At 29.6% G+C, this 17,064-nt stretch carries 20 protein-coding genes; 17 read left to right on the top strand and 3 right to left on the bottom strand.

Features of this window, described 5'->3' with window-relative positions; translation table 11 throughout:
- The 11 genes from rpsK to J7M77_RS00545 all read left to right on the top strand — a co-directional run.
- The coding region (gene rpsK, locus J7M77_RS00495) for a 30S ribosomal protein S11 (protein ID WP_296874944.1) at positions 1-259 on the top strand (259 nt) is incomplete at its 5' end.
- Positions 260-305: 46 nt separating this feature from the next.
- Positions 306-1,250: a DNA-directed RNA polymerase subunit alpha gene (locus J7M77_RS00500; protein WP_296874946.1), complete on the top strand. Its 945-nt coding sequence runs from the start codon at positions 306-308 to the stop codon at positions 1,248-1,250.
- 32 nt (positions 1,251-1,282) lie between these two features.
- Entirely contained in the window at positions 1,283-1,645 is a 363-nt protein-coding gene (gene rplQ, locus J7M77_RS00505; RefSeq protein ID WP_296874948.1) for a 50S ribosomal protein L17, read from the top strand.
- A gap of 90 nt (positions 1,646-1,735) precedes the next feature.
- Positions 1,736-2,566, top strand: a complete 831-nt coding sequence (locus J7M77_RS00510) for an energy-coupling factor transporter ATPase (RefSeq protein ID WP_296874949.1) — start codon at positions 1,736-1,738, stop codon at positions 2,564-2,566.
- Positions 2,542-3,393 (top strand): energy-coupling factor transporter ATPase, encoded by an 852-nt coding sequence (locus J7M77_RS00515; RefSeq protein ID WP_296874951.1) that lies wholly within the window; start codon positions 2,542-2,544, stop codon positions 3,391-3,393. The genes J7M77_RS00510 and J7M77_RS00515 overlap by 25 nt, the downstream gene beginning before the upstream one ends.
- Positions 3,386-4,186 carry an energy-coupling factor transporter transmembrane protein EcfT gene (locus tag J7M77_RS00520; protein WP_296874952.1) on the top strand — a complete coding sequence of 267 codons (801 nt, stop codon included), beginning with the start codon at positions 3,386-3,388 and terminating at the stop codon, positions 4,184-4,186. Before J7M77_RS00515 ends, J7M77_RS00520 begins: the two co-directional genes overlap by 8 nt.
- Entirely contained in the window at positions 4,186-4,923 is a 738-nt protein-coding gene (gene truA / locus J7M77_RS00525) for a tRNA pseudouridine(38-40) synthase TruA (RefSeq protein ID WP_296874954.1), read from the top strand. Before J7M77_RS00520 ends, truA begins: the two co-directional genes overlap by 1 nt.
- Entirely contained in the window at positions 4,910-5,788 is an 879-nt protein-coding gene (locus J7M77_RS00530) for a histidinol-phosphatase (RefSeq protein ID WP_296874955.1), read from the top strand. The genes truA and J7M77_RS00530 overlap by 14 nt, the downstream gene beginning before the upstream one ends.
- A gap of 182 nt (positions 5,789-5,970) precedes the next feature.
- Positions 5,971-7,173 (top strand): hypothetical protein, encoded by a 1,203-nt coding sequence (locus tag J7M77_RS00535; RefSeq protein ID WP_296874957.1) that lies wholly within the window; start codon positions 5,971-5,973, stop codon positions 7,171-7,173.
- Positions 7,166-8,071 carry an alpha/beta hydrolase gene (locus tag J7M77_RS00540; protein WP_296874959.1) on the top strand — a complete coding sequence of 302 codons (906 nt, stop codon included), beginning with the start codon at positions 7,166-7,168 and terminating at the stop codon, positions 8,069-8,071. The genes J7M77_RS00535 and J7M77_RS00540 overlap by 8 nt, the downstream gene beginning before the upstream one ends.
- Positions 8,072-8,089: 18 nt before the next feature.
- On the top strand, positions 8,090-9,538 hold the full coding sequence (locus tag J7M77_RS00545; RefSeq protein WP_296874961.1) for a glycoside hydrolase family 1 protein: 1,449 nt from the start codon (positions 8,090-8,092) through the stop codon (positions 9,536-9,538).
- Between the two features lie 81 nt (positions 9,539-9,619).
- On the opposite strand, the gene J7M77_RS00550 is transcribed toward J7M77_RS00545, so the two are convergent.
- Together J7M77_RS00550 and J7M77_RS00555 are read right to left on the bottom strand one after the other, a co-directional pair.
- The gene (locus J7M77_RS00550; protein ID WP_296874963.1) at positions 9,620-10,822 is read right to left on the bottom strand and encodes a GHKL domain-containing protein; all 1,203 of its coding nucleotides are present in this window, start codon (positions 10,820-10,822) and stop codon (positions 9,620-9,622) included.
- Positions 10,819-11,511 carry a LytTR family DNA-binding domain-containing protein gene (locus J7M77_RS00555; protein WP_296874965.1) on the bottom strand — a complete coding sequence of 231 codons (693 nt, stop codon included), beginning with the start codon at positions 11,509-11,511 and terminating at the stop codon, positions 10,819-10,821. Before J7M77_RS00555 ends, J7M77_RS00550 begins: the two co-directional genes overlap by 4 nt.
- A gap of 163 nt (positions 11,512-11,674) precedes the next feature.
- Here J7M77_RS00555 and J7M77_RS00560 point away from each other — a divergent pair, with 163 nt between their 5' ends.
- From J7M77_RS00560 to J7M77_RS00575, 4 genes are read left to right on the top strand one after another with little or no spacing between them, the layout of a single operon-like run.
- Entirely contained in the window at positions 11,675-12,454 is a 780-nt protein-coding gene (locus J7M77_RS00560) for a hypothetical protein (protein ID WP_296874967.1), read from the top strand.
- A complete protein-coding gene (locus J7M77_RS00565; protein ID WP_296874969.1) occupies positions 12,444-12,965 on the top strand; it encodes a hypothetical protein in 522 nt (173 codons plus the stop codon). Before J7M77_RS00560 ends, J7M77_RS00565 begins: the two co-directional genes overlap by 11 nt.
- Positions 12,962-13,564, top strand: a complete 603-nt coding sequence (locus tag J7M77_RS00570) for an ATP-binding cassette domain-containing protein (protein WP_296874971.1) — start codon at positions 12,962-12,964, stop codon at positions 13,562-13,564. The genes J7M77_RS00565 and J7M77_RS00570 overlap by 4 nt, the downstream gene beginning before the upstream one ends.
- Positions 13,539-14,018: a hypothetical protein gene (locus J7M77_RS00575; protein WP_296874973.1), complete on the top strand. Its 480-nt coding sequence runs from the start codon at positions 13,539-13,541 to the stop codon at positions 14,016-14,018. Before J7M77_RS00570 ends, J7M77_RS00575 begins: the two co-directional genes overlap by 26 nt.
- 44 nt (positions 14,019-14,062) lie before the next feature.
- Here the strand turns inward: J7M77_RS00575 and J7M77_RS00580 are convergent, their stop codons facing one another.
- Entirely contained in the window at positions 14,063-15,475 is a 1,413-nt protein-coding gene (locus tag J7M77_RS00580) for a glycoside hydrolase family 1 protein (protein ID WP_296874975.1), read from the bottom strand.
- Positions 15,476-15,694: 219 nt separating this feature from the next.
- Between J7M77_RS00580 and J7M77_RS00585 the strand changes: the two genes are divergently transcribed.
- Positions 15,695-15,979, top strand: a complete 285-nt coding sequence (locus tag J7M77_RS00585; RefSeq protein WP_296874977.1) for a helix-turn-helix transcriptional regulator — start codon at positions 15,695-15,697, stop codon at positions 15,977-15,979.
- A gap of 114 nt (positions 15,980-16,093) precedes the next feature.
- On the top strand, positions 16,094-17,056 hold the full coding sequence (locus J7M77_RS00590) for a permease (protein ID WP_367236561.1): 963 nt from the start codon (positions 16,094-16,096) through the stop codon (positions 17,054-17,056).
- The last annotated feature ends 8 nt before the right edge of the window (positions 17,057-17,064 follow it).

Raw genomic sequence — 17,064 nt, forward strand, 5'->3', positions numbered from 1 at the left:
GTCTAGTGCTGGTGCATTAGGATTTAAAGGTTCTCGTAAATCTACTCCATTTGCAGCACAAATGGCTTCTGAAGCAGCTGCAAAAGCATCAATGGATCATGGTATGAAATCTGTAGATGTTAACGTTAAAGGTCCAGGACCAGGACGTGAAGCTGCAGTTAGAGCTTTACAAGCAGCAGGATTAGAAGTAACTTCTATTACTGACGTTACCCCAATTCCACATAATGGGTGTCGTCCACCAAAACGTCCACGTGGATAATTATTGCATGATCTAATAAAGAAATTCCTAGTGAGGAGGAAAATAAATGCAAAAGTTTGAAAAAGCAAATTTTAATATAGCTAATTATGATGAAACTGATAATTATGGTAAGTTTGTAATTGAACCATTAGAAAGAGGTTTTGGGACAACTTTAGGAAACTCATTACGTCGAGTTTTGTTATCTTCATTACCTGGTTCAGCAATTTATGCTATCAAAGTGCAAGGAGCAATCCATGAATTTTCAGCTGTTGATGGTGTAGTTGAAGACGTTACCTCAATCATTTTACGTCTTAAAAAGCTAGTATTTGATGTGGATAGTGATGAATCAGCAACAATGATCATTGATGTTGAAGGTCCAGCAACAGTAACTGGTGCCGATATTCAATGTCCTTCTGAAGTAACAATGATTTCTAATGATATGGTAATCGCACATGTTGCTCAAGGGGCACACTTATACATGGAATTATATGCTAAAAAAGACCGTGGTTATGTAAGTGCTGATCAAAATAAACAAGAAATTAATACTATCGGTATTATTCCAACTGATTCGATTTATTCGCCAATTGAAAGAGTATCTTATGCAGTTGAACCAACTAGAGTTGGGGAAAGTGCTAAATATGATCAGTTAACTTTAGAAATAGAAACCAATGGGGCCTTAAAACCTTATGAAGCTATCTCACTAGCTGCAAAGATTTTGGTGGAACATTTAAATATGTTTGTTGAAATGACTGATATGGCAGTTAATATGGAAGTTATGTCAGAAGCTCAAAATGATACTTCAAATAAAGTTTTAGATATGACTATTGAAGAACTTGATTTATCAGTTCGTTCATATAACTGTTTAAAAAGAGCAGGTATTCAAACTGTTCAAGATCTTGCCGCTAAATCTGAAGATGATATGATCAAAGTAAGAAACTTAGGTAAGAAATCTTTAAAAGAAGTTAAAGAAAAATTAGTTGAATTAGGATTAGGATTTAAACCTATTGATTAATTCGCAGTTTTATAGGAAGGAGCGCTAATCTCATGGCTAGAAATAGAAAATTAGGACGTACTTCTGATATTAGAAAATCAATGTTACGTTCTCTTGCAACAGAAGTAATTATGTACGGAAAATTAGAAACTACAGCAACAAGAGCAAAAGAAGTTCGTTCAGTAGTAGAAGAATTAATTACTTTAGGTAAACGTGGTGACTTACATGCAAGACGTCAAGCTGCTGCTGTATTACATAATGTAATTGATCCAGAAACTGGAAAAACTGCAGTACAAAAATTATTTGATGAAGTTGCCCCTAAATATAGCGATGTAAATGGTGGATACACTCGTATCTTAAAAACTTACAATCGTAAAGGTGATAATGCTACAATGGCAATTATTGCATTAGTTTAACATAAAAGACCTTCGGGTCTTTTTATTTTACTTGACTAAATTAGTGATAAATAATAGAATGTAAAAAACAAATGTCAAGGTGGTGCAAAAATGGATAAAATCATTGAAATCAAAGATTTATCTTTTGAATATGAAGAAGGTTTAAAGACAATTGATCACATTTCTTTTGAGATAAAAAAAGGTGATTATGTTGCTATCTTAGGTCATAATGGCAGTGGTAAAAGTACTATTGCGAAATTGCTGATTGGATTATTGGAGAAAAAAAGTGGAACAATAATTGTAAATGGAATTGAATTAAATTTAGAAAATTTATATAAAGTACGCGATAGCATTGGAATAGTATTCCAAAATCCCGATAATCAGTTTATTGGCGCAACTGTCCGTGATGATATTGCTTTTGGTCTAGAAAATAATTGTGTTCCTCCCCAGGAAATGGATGCAATTATTAATAACTATGCCACTAAGGTAAAAATGGCTGATTTTTTAGATCACGAACCAACTAAACTTTCCGGTGGCCAAAAACAGCGTGTTGCAATTGCTGGGATTCTTGCAATGGCACCAAACATCATTATTTTAGATGAAGCTACAAGTATGTTAGACCCCATGGGACGACGTGAAATCAACGGTTTAGTTAAAGAATTAAATCAGGAAAAAGATATTACGATCATTTCAATCACTCATGATATTGAAGAGGCTAAAAATGCTGATCAAGTTATCATTTTAAATAACGGAAAAATTGTTGCTTCAGGATCCCCAAATAAAGTATTAAGCGATGAAGCAACTTTAGTAAAATGCGAATTGGATATTCCTTTTGCTTTAAAAATAGCTAAGGAATTAGATAAAATAAAGATAAAGACTAGTATGTCATTAGATAAGGAGGTATTAATTCAAGAGTTATGTCAGTTACATTCAAACAAGTAGAACATATATATAGTCAAAATACTCCTTTTTCATACTATGCTTTAAAGGGTGTTGATTTAAATATCAAAGATCAAAGTTTTACGGCAATTATCGGTCAAACAGGTAGTGGTAAAAGCACTTTGATTCAGCATATCAATGCTTTGTTATTACCAACTAGCGGTAGTGTCAAAATAGATGATTATTTAATTACTGCTACTGATAAACCAGGTAAATTAAAACCTCTTAGAAAAAAAGCCGGTTTAGTTTTTCAGTTTCCTGAATACCAATTGTTTGAGGAAACAATTGAAAAAGATATTATGTTTGGACCAACTAATTTTGGTGTTAGTGAAAGTGAAGCTAAAGAAATCACTTGCGAAGCTTTGAAAATGGTTGGTTTAGATGAAAGTTATCTAGAAAAATCACCATTTGATCTATCTGGTGGACAAAAAAGACGAGTTGCGATTGCTGGAATACTGGCAATGGATCCTGATATTTTGATCCTTGATGAGCCAACAGCTGGTTTAGATCCCCAGGGAACCAATGAAATGATGGCTTTATTTAAAGAAATTAATAATTTAGGAAAAACAATTATTCTAGTTACTCATGATATGAATCACGTTTTACAATATTGTGATGAAGTAGTTGTAATGAATCATGGGAAAGTGGAAAAACATGATACTGTGGCAAATGTATTTAAAGATAGTAACTACTTAAATAGTCTTGGAATTGATTTACCAATCATTACTGATTTTATTATTAAGTTGAACCAGCAAGGATTTAATATTGATACTTCAATTAATAATATCAATGATTTAGTAACCGCGATAGGTGGTGAGTTAAATGGATAGTATGACATTTGGAAAATATATTCCCGTAAATTCAATCATTCATCGTTTGGATCCGCGCTTAAAGATCGGTGCTTTATTGATTTTTTTAATCGCTGTATTTTTTGATGCTGGTTTTATTGGTTATGGAATTTTAACTTTGTTTGTTTTATTAGTAGCCGGATTATCTAATATTTCCATAAAACATATTTTAAAAGCAATTAAACCTATGGTCTTTATGATGCTATTTTTAATGGTATTCAACATTTTTTTAGTTAATACTGGTGAAGTTGTCTTTACAATTGGTTCATTTGATATCTATTCAGGTGCTTTGATTCAATCAGCGTATATTTTTATTCGTTTGATTTTAATTATAACGATGACAACAATTCTAACATCATCAACTAAACCATTAGACTTAACCTTAGGAATTGAAAGCATGTTATCACCATTTAAAAGATTTGGTTTTCCAGCTCATGAACTAGCAATGATGATATCGATTGCTTTACGTTTTATCCCGGATTTATTAGATGAAGCCAAGCGGATTATGAAAGCTCAGGCCAGCCGTGGGGTTGATTTTAATGAAGGTAAATTAACTGATAAGATAAAAGCTATTGTTTCTTTGATTATTCCCCTATTTATCTCAGCGTTTCAACGAGCTGAAGATTTAGCCAATGCTATGGAAAGTCGTAATTATAATCCTGAAGCCCCTAGAACACGTTATAAATCGTTAAAATGGCAAAAATATGACACTTTTGCTTTTGTATTAACGATTCTAGTAAGTACAGCAGTAATTACGATGAGTTTTATTCTTTAATGGTTCGAGTTAAAGCGATTGTTAGCTATGATGGTAGTAAATTTCATGGCTTTCAAGTCCAAAATAATTTAAGAACAGTTCAAGGGGAAATTCAAAAAGCATTGAAAAATATTTGTAAAGAAAAAATTATTATTCATGGTTCTGGACGTACAGATGCTAAAGTTCATGGCGTAAAACAAGTTTTTCACTTTGATACTAACAGCAATTTACCAGAAAAACAATGGAAAAGAGCAATCAACCATTTTTTACCAAATGATATTTATATTTTAGACACGGAGTTTGTTGATGAGGATTTTCATAGTCGTTATAGTGCGATAAAAAAAGAATATCATTATTTATTAAGTGTTAATGAATACAATCCATTTCAAACCAATTATATCTATCAATATGGTCGTGAATTAGATTTAAAAATAATGCAAGAAACAGCTAAAATATTTATTGGTGAACATGATTTTGCTTCTTTTTGCAGCTATGATCAATATGGTAATACAATTCGAACGATTTATCACATTGATATTACTAATGATCAGGGGATTATCAAGTTTGTCCTAGTTGGCAATGGTTTTAGACGTTATATGGTCCGTCATATTGTTGGGGGATTGATCCAGGTAGGAGCTAAACGAATTAATCAAGAACGCCTACAAGAGTTATTAGACAGCAAAGGAAAGCAAAAATGTTTATTTAAAGCAAAACCACAGGGTCTTTATCTACAAGAGGTATTTTATGATGAAGACTAATTTTCATACTCATACATATCGCTGTGGTCATGCTGTAGGTGATGAAAGAGACATGGTACGATCAGCTATCGATGCTGGAATGGAAGTTTTAGGTTTTAGTGAACATATTGCTTTACCACATTATCGAAAACATTTACTTAAAGGCTTACCTAATACTATTGGTCACTTTCGTCCTTTTGCCTCTGCTTGTAGAGCAATTATTAAAAATGGACCAGCTATGCGTTTATCCTATCAACAATTGCCAATTCATTTAGCTAAGGTAAAACAATTAAAAGATGAATATCAACAGCAAATTACGATATATCAGGGTTTTGAAGCAGAATACTTTGAAGAATATCTTGATTATTATCAGGAATTATTAGATAGTGGAAAAGCTGATTATTTAATTTTAGGTAATCATTTCCATAAATATTCTGTTGCGACTAATTATTATGGTAAAGTAAATATAAGTGATGACGAAATCATTAAATACAAAGATGATTTATTGAAAGCTTTAGATACTGATTTGTTTACCTATGTAGCGCATCCTGATTTATTTATGGTGGGCAAAGTCTATTTTGATGATTTATGTAAAAATATTACCCGGGAAATATGTCAAAAAGCGTTAGAAAAAGATATTCCTTTAGAAGTAAATGCTGGTGGTATCCGTCGGGGCTATCGTAAAGTCAATGATGAAATGCTTTATCCATATCCTAATGCCCATTTTTTTGAGATAGTCAGTGAAATGGGATGTAAAGTAATTTTAGGAATTGATGTACATAGTCCTGATCATTTTAATCAAGAGGATATTGAAGCATTAGAAAAATTTGTTAAACGACATCAGTTAAAAGTAGTAACAATGCCAAAATTTAAAAAAGGAAAATAAGTGTCCAGGAAACTGGATGCTTTTTTTATTAAAGCAGATAAATATCTTATAATATAACAATCTTGTTTTGACAAATAGATCTAAGCAAAAGTAGGATAATAAAATGGATATTTATTTTTGTGTATTAGTTTTAAAGTTATTCAAGACGTGGTAAAATATAATCAAGGCTAGGAGGTGAATTCATGGCACGTGAATGTATCCATAAATATTTAGAAGAACATCAAAGTAATTATCAAGGAAAATATCGCTGTCATAGCTGTGTACAAACAAAGCGTTTTGAACACAAGTTTCATTATTATATTCGAGATATTCAGTTTCGAGAAATTAATGTTTTTGTAACGGTTGACTATTCTGGTGATGAAGTGAAAACGACATTTTCAGTTGATCTTCATGAACAGGAACAAGAATATATCACTAAGGATGCTTTAAAACAAATTTTATATTTTAATAAATATAGAACTATTTTACATTGTCATGTTTTTCAACATTATGTCAATAATAAAAATACTGCTAATATGTTAGAACCGCTTGATTATCGTAATATATTAGACTACTTAGAATACCATCGGGGTACTAATCAGGAAACAGTTGATGAATTTTATGAGTTTTTTATGCCTTATTTACAACGTTTAATCAGTAATGGAAATTATCAAAAATATATGGATTCCATGAATTTAATATTAGATAAGATTCTTTATGAATATGAATGGGATGGAACAACGGCAAAGTATTTAGATACCCAGTATCAATATCATCTTTATTATTTCAGATTAATTATTAAAGATGTCTTTAAACATCTAGATGGTTTCTATAACAAAGTTAGAGAACCTTTACTTGAAGCAATATGGCGTTTGTGTAATTCACAGCGATTTGCATTTGCAATTATGACTGATTTTGGAAATCTAGTTTTATCACATTATCGAATTACAAAAACAATTTTTAATTATATTGATAATCGAATCCATGAAGAAGGTAAAACTAGTAATATTGTGATTCCTTATCTAAAAGCAATTTTTGAAAATGATATTGATGGATTTCAAGATGCTTCAATGGATGTAATTCGTTTTGTAATGAATGATATGCTTACTTTCGCTAATCATGATTTACAACTGGCAATCGGTAATTCAATAGTACAAAGTGAAGGGTATGATTTATTGATCAATTTATTTTCTAAAGATTATAATACGTTTATTTTTGTTTGCTTCCCAATTTCTACTTTCCCGCCTGAATATAAAGAGGTTATTCGAGAAAATCTCGAAACAGCAATTCGTTTTTATGCTGGTAGAATGGAGCATGAGGAATATCGTTTAAGCTCATTTGAGCAAGTTTGTAACATCAATCGTTTATTGATGGAAAATTATAAGGAGTATGGAAAACATGAATAAAAACAAAAAAAGATTAGCTACGTCATTAGCAGTAGTTGCGGGGATCGCATCGAGTGCTGGAGCACTTAATGCTTTTGCCAATAAAATGGTTAAAGCAATGCTTTATCGTCATCATAAAGAAGATGATAAGCCTAGTATTTTGGAAACAAAATACGCAAGTATTAATGTCTATTTAAAAAATTATCAAGGAATTAGATTAAGAGGTATTTTAATTGAAGAACAAAATGCTGATACTACTTTGGTAATTTTACATCCTTTTGCTTTAGAAGCTAAAGATATGACACTATATGTTCCATTTTTTAAAGAACGTTATCCAAAATGGAATATCTTGTTAGTGGATGCTTGTGGCCATGGTCAAAGTGATGGTTATATTCGTGGTTTAGGAATTAAAGATGTTCGTGATTTAATTAGCTGGAATCGTTTTATCCTAAAGACTTATGGTAAAGATCATAAAATTGTATTATATGGAAAAGAAGCTGGTGCAAATACGATTTTAAAAGCTGCCAGTGAACATTCACTAAAAAATGTCAAAGCGATTATTAGTGATGGTGCCTATACTAGCGTTTATGATATATTAGGATATCGCTTAATTAAAGATTATAAAGTGCCTAAGTTTCCAACGATTCAATTAATCAAGGCAAAAATCAAAAAAGAAATTAAGATCAATATTAAAACAAGTTATGTTGACATGGTTAAGCACAATGATATCCCAACTTTATATGTGCATATGAAAGAGGATGATTTTGTACCATTAAAAATGGTTTATCCATTATACAATGCAAATCGGGGCAGCAAAGTTTTGTTTGTTTTAAAAGATGAACGATATTTATATGAACTAACAGAAACTGATGAGTTTAAAAACACAATGACTAACTTTATAACAAAATACGTTAAATAATAATAGGAGGATTGGGACATGTATTTTAAACAAAGTAACGGTTTCCCTAAAGATTTTTTATGGGGAAGTGCATCAGCAGCTTATCAAGTAGAAGGTGGCTGGGATGCTGATGGTAAAGGGGTTTCTAACTGGGACAAGTTTGTTAGAATACCTGGAAAAACATTCAAAGCAACAACAGGTGATAAAGCAGTAGATCACTATCATCGCTATAAAGAAGATATTGCTTTAATGGCCAAACAGGGATTAAAAACATACCGTTTTTCAATTGCCTGGACAAGAATTTATCCTAATGGAACTGGGGAAATCAATGAAGCCGGATTACAGTTCTATGATGATTTAATTAATGAATTATTAAAATACGGAATTGAACCGATGGTAACTGTTTATCATTGGGATATGCCACAAGCTTTAGAAGATAAATATCATGGCTGGGAAAATCGTCAAATCGTTGATGATTATGTAAATTATGCGACAACTTTATTTAAACGATATGGAGATCGAGTTAAATATTGGATCACAATGAATGAACAAAATATCTTTACGGGACATGGCTGGTTAGAAGGAATGCATCCACCAGGAAAAGTAGATGATCAAAAAACTTTCTATCAAGTGAATCATCATGCTAATATGGCTCACGCTAAAAGTGTTTTAGCTTTAAAAGAATTATGGCCAGAAGCTAAAGTGGGTGCCAGCTTTGCTTATAGTCCAAGTTATGCGATTGATAATAAACCAGAAAATGCCATGGCTAAAGCTGATTATGATGATTTAAAAAATTATTTCTGGATGGATGTTTATGCTTATGGTAGATATCCACGCGCAGCTTTAACTTATTTAAAATCTCAAGGGATTACCATTGAAATGGAACCAGAAGATCAGGCTATTTTAAAAGAAGCAGCTCAATTAATTGATTTTATGGGAGTAAACTATTACCAAACAACTACAGTTGAATTTAATGATATTGATGGTGTTGGTACAACTCATGAAATGAATAATACCGGTAAAAAAGGAACGGCAACAGTTCAAGGCGTTCCGGGATTATATAAAAATCCACCAAATGTCAATTTACCAACGACTGACTGGGATTGGACGATTGATCCAATGGGAATTAGAATGTGCTGTCGAGAAATAACGTCACGCTATGATTTACCAATCGTTATTAGCGAAAATGGTCTAGGGGCATTTGATAAATTAGAAGATGGTAAAGTCCATGATCCATATCGAATTGATTATTTAAGAGAACATATTAAAGAACTTAAAAAAGCGTGTGATGATGGATGTCGTGTTATTGCTTATTGTACTTGGTCTTACACTGATTTATTAAGCTGGTTAAATGGATATCAAAAACGTTATGGTTTTGTTTACGTTGATCGTGAAGAAGATGAAAATAGCGGAACGTTAGATCGTTATGAAAAAGATTCATATTACTGGTATCAAAATGTAATTAAAACTAACGGTGAAGAATTATAGGAATAGCCAAATAGCTATTCCTTTTTGTCTATATAAATTATTTATTTTGAAAATTATAATAAACAAAGATAGTCAATAAAACTATTTGTGATTAGGAATCAAGATCTTAGCACTAAAAAAGAGATTATCTTGATCAAAAAATAATTTACCATGATACTTTTCAATGATTTTTTGACAAGAAATAATTCCTAAACCATGAAAATCTTTATTTTCCTTAGAAGTCAATAAATGAGGATTATTGTTTAAAATAGCTTCATTAATTGTATTTTTAATTGTTAAATAGAAAAACTCCTCAATTATCCCAGCACTAACCATTACTTGACATTTAGGATTAGGTTTACAGTTTTCAAGCGCATTTTGAAATAAATTACCAAAGACAATAAATAAATCTTCATTATCAATCGGAATTAATTCTAAGTTATCACAAGTAATTCTAATATTTTTTTCTTCAATTAACTTAGATTGTAAAGCAATACAATAATCAATCACATCATTTCCACTAATGACAGTTCTTTGAAAATTGTTTAACTCATTTAATTGACTTAAAATAATTTTTCGACAGTTTTGATAATGTTGTTGATCTAATTCATATAATAGATTGTTTAAAAGATGATGAAGATCGTGTTTTATTTTTTTTGTTTGTTTAATTGTTTCTTTTGATAGATAATAATTTTTCTTTTTCTCTTCTAAAACATTTAGTAATAACTGTTTTTGGTATAAAAGTTTAGACTGTTGATATGATTCTTTAAATAATGCAATGATAATTATTGTAAAAACAACGATTATCATTAACATTAAACTAAGATCATGGTTACTTAATAATAAGTCTAAATATAAAGAACTGGTTAAAATTAAAAAGATAAAAGCAAAATTAATAAAAAAGTTGAAATATAAATGTAAACACAGTTTATTAGTTGTCAGAGTAAATAAAAAACATATCCGACTAAGCATAATAAAATAACTGAAATTTAAATCATTAAAGTTAAACATAATTGATTCTAATAACATAAATAAATTAAAGACAATGGTCAAAATAGTAATTAAATAATCTTTTAGTTTTAAGTGCTTTAATAATAGCGAAAGATAAATATCCATGATCAGTAAATCAATCATAAAATAAAAGATATTTAGTTTTAATAAATTAGCTAGATTGATGGAAATAAATGAAATAATAGTAAACAGGCATAAAAGAAAATAATTCTTTTTTAAGTAAATTAAATTAATTAGAAAAAGAGTAGTAAATGAAGCTAATAAGTTAATTATCAAAGTTAAATAATTGCTCATAATAACTTACTAATATAATTAAAACGCGACTCTTTTACTAATTTACTTTGACTACGTGCGATATTAAAATAATTTATCCCTATTTTAACCATGTTACTAGTATATTCATCAACATATTGCCAATTGATTAAACGTGTGTTGCTGATCCGAATAAAGCAGCAATTATTGATCTTTTTTTCTAGATTACTTAATTTTTCTCTAATTCGATAGCTGTTATTAATTGTTGTAATGATGCAATAATGGCGATCACTTTGGATATATTTAATTTGATTTAAGAGAATTTTTTGAAAGTCACTATTGATTTTTATGATCAAAGTATTATTTTGCTGTTCTAGTTTTTCGACTAATTCTTGAATTAATCGTTTGATCATTATAGCTAATTCATTTTTTTTAATAAACTGATAAGGATGAACACTATAAGCATTATAAAACTGTTCATCATGATTACTAATGAAAATAATCATAGTGTTTTTATGTTGTTTTAAATACTCTCTTGCAAGATCAATTCCATTTTTAGGCATATCAATATCTAAAAACAAAACGTCATAGATTTGCTGTAAGTCAAACTGATCAACAGCGTTAAAACAAGCAATTTGATAAGCTAATTGATATTTTTTGATTTCATGATTGATCGCTTCATAAATTATCATCAAATCTTCTTTATTATCATCAATAATGGCAATTTGCATAACTATTCCTCCTAATTTAATTATATTAAATTCTAAGCAAACCCGTCAAATAAATACAGTAGTGATTCTTGCCATAAAAATACCAAAGTTGCCAACAATATTGTTATCTATTAACGATTAGTTATCATTAAATTAAGTAGTAGAAAATAATAAGGAGATAATCATGAAAATAGTTAAAAAGATTGGTATTTTAATAATCATTGTTATGGTTGGCTGGTATTCATTAAATAAGTATATGACATCAGGAGTTGAAGAGGATTTTTTTACCGATATTTACTTATATTTATGGAATGGAAATTTAAATATTGCTTTTTTCTTGGTTTTTTTGCTTGGTTTTCAAGAACTTTGTGTAATTGACAGTTATCAATTAGTAAATAATGGCTTTGACAAAAAGATGATTGTTCGTCTTGGATATTTAAAATATTATTTTCATCAATTTAAAACTATAATTGTAAAAAGTATTGGCTATTATTTATTGATCCATGTAGTTTTTTTGTTTAGTGAATTAATGATTTACGGCTACCAGGAAGTTAGTGAGCTAGATAAGTTTAAATATCAGTTATTTAACGAGAATCCGTTAAGTAATTTAATTATTTATATTCTTTTATCAGCAATCGGTGTTGCTATTTTTAACTGCTTAATTTTTTCTTTTAGTACACTAATAAAAAATAAATATGTTTTTCGTTTTTTACCATTAATATTTTTATTTGCCAGTATTTTACTTTCAGCACTAATTAGTCCATTAATTCAAGGAGTCTTGGGGTATGATGAGTTAGTTAAAACGATAGCTTTAAGTTTAATGATTATCAGCATTCTTGAACCAGGAATGGTATTTATGCGTTATGGTTATTTATCATTTAGTCTAGCTGTTATTTGGTATTTAATGATTACAGGTTTAGTTATCTTGGTTACTAAAAAGATGAGGCAACGTTATGATGAATAAGCTAAAAAGAATGGTTATTTATTTACTGGTATCCTATCTATCCATTTTTTATTTGTTTAAGCAAAGTGCCATTGAAAATATTGATTATTTAGTTATTACCGCTAGTTTATTTGCCTTTTTAATTAATAATTTATTTTTGTCTTTTCAATTCTTTGACATTAATCAATTTTATGCAATTAATGTATTTATAATAATTAGAATATCTAAAAATGTTTTTAGGAAAATGGTCGTAAAAAGAATCTTTGATAATACGTTAATAGTACTTATCTTTGCTTATATCATTCCTATTTTTACTTTTTATGATCGTTTATATAGTTTGATGACTACTCTAATTTATCTAATGATTCTTTATCTTTTGTTTTGTATCTATGATTTATTGATTATTGTTTCTTTTGAAATCAATAATAATATCTTAAAACTATTATTAAGATTTCTGCCGTTTATATTAAATATCATGATCCAAATTAATTTTTTTCAATATTTTTATCAAATAATAGGAGGAGTTTTATGATCAAGATTAAAAACGTAACTAAACAGTTTCATAATAATTTAGTATTAGATAAAATAAATTTAGATATTGAAGAGGGAGCATTAGTTAGGATAGTTGGTCAAAATGGCTGTGGCAAATCAACGTTATTAAAAATATTAGCGGGGTTATTAAAAGCAGATGATGGAAAAATTACTTTTGATAAATCAAAAAATATTGGAGCAGTAATTGAAAATCCGGCATTTATTGAAAATGAAACACTAGAATATAATTTAAAGTTTTTATATGAATTGAAAAATAAATTCGATTATGATAAAGTGAACAAACTTTGCCAATATTTTAATCTAGATTTAAAATCAAAAACTCTAATTAAAAAATATAGTTTAGGGATGCGTCAAAAAGCAGCTATTATTCAGGCCGTTATGGAAGAGCAAAATATTATTTTATTAGACGAACCAACTAGAGGACTAGATCAAGCAAGTATACGACAGTTTAATCAATTAATTGATCAGTTGCATCACCAAAATAAAACGATTATTATCTGCGCTCATGATGGAGTAGATGCAATAAAGTTTACCCAAGTATTAAAGTTAGAAAATGGAAAAATTAGTAAGATATCGTAAATACACTTTTTTAATTGTTAGTTTGATAATTAGGCTTATTATTTATGGGATAACTAATGATAATTATCAACGATATTTATATTTAACTCAGGATTGTCCCCGTTCTTTAGTTGATTTTGCCATCATGTCTTTATTATTAATCGTAGAGATTATTTTTATCATTAATTATGTTCTAGATTATCTTAATATCGAATTATGGGTGTTACTTAGATTAAATAAACAAGAATATTTAATGATGATCATTAAACGAGTTTTATTAGTAAATGTTTTGTTGATGCTAGCGAGTAGTGTAATTATTTTATTGATGAAAGTGAATTTTGTTTATTTATTAATTGATCGGTTGGTTTTATTATTTTTTTCAATGATAAGTACATTAATTTTAATCAAATATCAAAGAAATATTTGTTATATTTTTTTATATTTGATGATGATTATTTTCCGGTTATTATATTAAAAAGAAGAATTTATCTGTTTAAAGATAAATTCTTCGCTTATTAATTAATCAGATAAATCTTCTCCGTTAGATGCAATAACTTTTTTATACCAGTAGAAAGAATCTTTACGATAACGATTTAAAGTTTTAAGATCGAATTCATCACGATCAACATAGATGAAGCCATAACGTTTAACCATACCTTCATGAGTAGAAATTAAGTCAATGGCAGACCAAGGACAATATCCCATCATTTCTACACCGTCAGTAATTGCTAGTTGGATCTGTTCAATATGTTTTCTTAGATATTCAATCCGATATTGATCATGAACTTTACCATCTTCAGTTAATTTATCATAAGCACCTAATCCGTTTTCAGTAACGATCATTGGTAAACGGTAACGAGAATACATTTCTCTCATTGTAGCTCTAAATCCCATTGGATCAATTTCCCAACCGAAATCAGTATGTGGCAAGTTTTTATTGGCAGCGCCTAAATAAACGCCTTCTTCCATTCTCGTTTTTTGCTGGTCATGTCCAAATGTTTCTTTAACATCATCACCACACCATTGAACAGTTGCTGTTGAATAATAGTTGAATCCAATAAAATCAGGATGACCATTTTTCAAGATTTCCATATCACCATCTTCAATAACTGGAGTAGCGTTACGTTTTTCCATGAAAGCCCAAGCTAGATTATTATATTCACCATAAACAGCCATGTCTAAATATAACCAGTTTCTAATAGCATTTAAGTTTTGAGCAGCTAAATTGTCTTCTGGTTTACAAGATGCTGGATAAGCAAGCGCAATGTTTGGAGCTGGTCCAATTTTTCCACCAGGAACCATTTCATGGCATAATGCCATTGCTTTTGCCTGAGCTACTAGCATATGATGGTTTTGTTGATATAAGCTTTTATATTTATCTGGTCCTGTTAATTTAGTTGTACCGATAATATCTCCTGATAAAATTAAAACATTTTGTTCATTGATCGTTAACCAGTATTTAACACGATCACCAAAGTTTTCAAACATAACTTTAGCGAAATTAACGAACCAGTCAATTGATTCTCTTTTTTCCCAACCACCGCGTTCTTCTAATGCTTGTGGTAAATCAAAATGGAACATGGTTACTAATGGCTCCATGTTGTATTTTAAACATTCATTAATGACATTGTTGTAGAATTCAATTCCTTTAGGATTAACAGCACCAGTTCCTTCAGGTAAAATTCTTGACCATGAGATTGAAAAACGATAAGTTTTAAATCCCATTTCTGCCATTAAAGCAATATCTTCTTGATAACGATGGTAATGATCAGCACAAACAGTTAAATCAGAAGTTCCTTCAGGCACCTCTTTAACGTCTTGTACTGATGGTCCTTTACCATCTTCTAAATTTGCTCCTTCAACTTGATAAGCTGAAGTAGAAGCACCCCATAAAAAGTCTTTAGGGAATGGTTTTAAATTTTTATGTATCATATATGTATTTCCTCCTTGCAAGTTATTATATCGTAAATATTAATTTATCTAGTAGATTTCCTATAAATGAAAAAGTTTTTATTATTACTACTAAAAATTACCGTTATATCCAATTAATGATAAAAACACATTAAATTTTTTTGATGTATGTTGACAGAATAATTATCAGCAATATATAATTATATATATCAAAAATATTTGATGTGAAAAGAGGGTAATATGAAAGAAAAATACAAAGAAGATGCTAAGATCTTTAAAGCACTTTGTGACGAAAAAAGATTATGGATTCTTGATTTATTAAGTGATGGTGAAAAATGTGCCTGTGTATTAATTGAAAAAACTGGAATAGCTCAATCAGCATTGTCTTATCACATGAAAATCTTAGTTGAATCAAAGATCGTAAAAAGTCGTCAAGAGGGTAAATGGACTCATTATAGTTTAGATGCGAAAGGTATTGAAAACGCTAAAGAACGTTTGAATGAAATTACTAAAAGTGTTTTATAAATAAAGTCATATTAATGGCTTTTATTTATCATCAATACATCAAAAAAATTTGATATGTAATAGGAGGTATTAATTAGCGTGATTTTAAGTTTTATTCAAGATCAGTTATTAGGAATGAAGTGGTTAAATGAGGTTATTGGTAATTTTTTAACTATGTTAGGTCTTGATATTTATAGTCATTTAGGAAGTAGTATTCAGTTTTTTATTTATGATGTAACTAAAATAACGATTTTGCTTTGTTTACTGATTTTTATTATTTCATATATTCAAAGCTATTTTCCCCCAGAAAGAAGTAAACAAATATTAGGTAAGTTCAAAGGAATTTGGGCCAATATAATTTCTGCATTATTAGGCACAGTAACTCCTTTTTGTTCATGTTCATCAATACCATTATTTATTGGCTTTACAAGTGCCGGTTTACCATTAGGTGTAACTTTTTCGTTTCTTATTTCTTCACCAATGGTGGATATTGGCAGTTTAGTATTGTTGATGAGTATTTTTGGTATCAAGGTTGCCATTGTGTATGTAATTGTTGGTTTGGTGATTGCGGTAATTGGGGGAACGATCATTGAAAAAATGCGTATGGAAAAATATGTTGAAAAATTTATTTTAAATGCTAGCAGTATCGATGTTAATTCACCAGTTTTAACAAAAAGTGAGCGACTTCAATATGCTAAAGAGCAGGTTATTGATACCTTTAAAAAAGTTTTCCCGTATATTTTAGTAGGGGTTGCAATTGGGGCTTTTATTCATAACTGGATTCCAGAAACTTGGGTAGCGAGTATTTTAGGAGGAAAAAATCCTTTTGGTGTGATTCTGGCGACGTTTGTAGGTGTACCGATGTATGCAGATATTTTTGGAACTATTCCAATTGCCCAGGCGCTATTAGCTAAAGGGGCTCTGTTAGGAACTGTTTTATCATTTATGATGGCGGTTACTACTTTGAGTTTACCGTCAATAATCATGTTGAAAAAAGCAGTAAAACCAAAATTATTAGCTTTGTTTATTGGAATATGTGTAATAGGGATCGTTATTGTTGGTTATTTGTTTAATTTATTGGCATTTTTACTTATTTAAAGGAGGCG

Source organism: Thomasclavelia sp. (assembly GCF_017889095.1).
Lineage (GTDB): Bacteria > Bacillota_I > Bacilli_A > Erysipelotrichales > Coprobacillaceae > Thomasclavelia.

Coding starts and splice junctions, on each gene's coding strand:
- J7M77_RS00590 (WP_367236561.1), top strand. CDS start 16,094: ATGAAGTGGTTAAATGAGGTTATTGGTAATTTTTTAACTATGTTAGGT.
- J7M77_RS00510 (WP_296874949.1), top strand. CDS start 1,736: ATGGATAAAATCATTGAAATCAAAGATTTATCTTTTGAATATGAAGAA.
- J7M77_RS00515 (WP_296874951.1), top strand. CDS start 2,542: ATGTCAGTTACATTCAAACAAGTAGAACATATATATAGTCAAAATACT.
- J7M77_RS00540 (WP_296874959.1), top strand. CDS start 7,166: ATGAATAAAAACAAAAAAAGATTAGCTACGTCATTAGCAGTAGTTGCG.
- J7M77_RS00530 (WP_296874955.1), top strand. CDS start 4,910: ATGATGAAGACTAATTTTCATACTCATACATATCGCTGTGGTCATGCT.
- J7M77_RS00560 (WP_296874967.1), top strand. CDS start 11,675: ATGAAAATAGTTAAAAAGATTGGTATTTTAATAATCATTGTTATGGTT.
- J7M77_RS00550 (WP_296874963.1), bottom strand. CDS start 10,822: ATGAGCAATTATTTAACTTTGATAATTAACTTATTAGCTTCATTTACT.
- J7M77_RS00535 (WP_296874957.1), top strand. CDS start 5,971: ATGGCACGTGAATGTATCCATAAATATTTAGAAGAACATCAAAGTAAT.
- J7M77_RS00575 (WP_296874973.1), top strand. CDS start 13,539: ATGGAAAAATTAGTAAGATATCGTAAATACACTTTTTTAATTGTTAGT.
- J7M77_RS00565 (WP_296874969.1), top strand. CDS start 12,444: ATGATGAATAAGCTAAAAAGAATGGTTATTTATTTACTGGTATCCTAT.
- rplQ (WP_296874948.1), top strand. CDS start 1,283: ATGGCTAGAAATAGAAAATTAGGACGTACTTCTGATATTAGAAAATCA.
- J7M77_RS00500 (WP_296874946.1), top strand. CDS start 306: ATGCAAAAGTTTGAAAAAGCAAATTTTAATATAGCTAATTATGATGAA.
- J7M77_RS00545 (WP_296874961.1), top strand. CDS start 8,090: ATGTATTTTAAACAAAGTAACGGTTTCCCTAAAGATTTTTTATGGGGA.
- J7M77_RS00585 (WP_296874977.1), top strand. CDS start 15,695: ATGAAAGAAAAATACAAAGAAGATGCTAAGATCTTTAAAGCACTTTGT.
- truA (WP_296874954.1), top strand. CDS start 4,186: ATGGTTCGAGTTAAAGCGATTGTTAGCTATGATGGTAGTAAATTTCAT.
- J7M77_RS00580 (WP_296874975.1), bottom strand. CDS start 15,475: ATGATACATAAAAATTTAAAACCATTCCCTAAAGACTTTTTATGGGGT.
- J7M77_RS00570 (WP_296874971.1), top strand. CDS start 12,962: ATGATCAAGATTAAAAACGTAACTAAACAGTTTCATAATAATTTAGTA.
- J7M77_RS00555 (WP_296874965.1), bottom strand. CDS start 11,511: ATGCAAATTGCCATTATTGATGATAATAAAGAAGATTTGATGATAATT.
- J7M77_RS00520 (WP_296874952.1), top strand. CDS start 3,386: ATGGATAGTATGACATTTGGAAAATATATTCCCGTAAATTCAATCATT.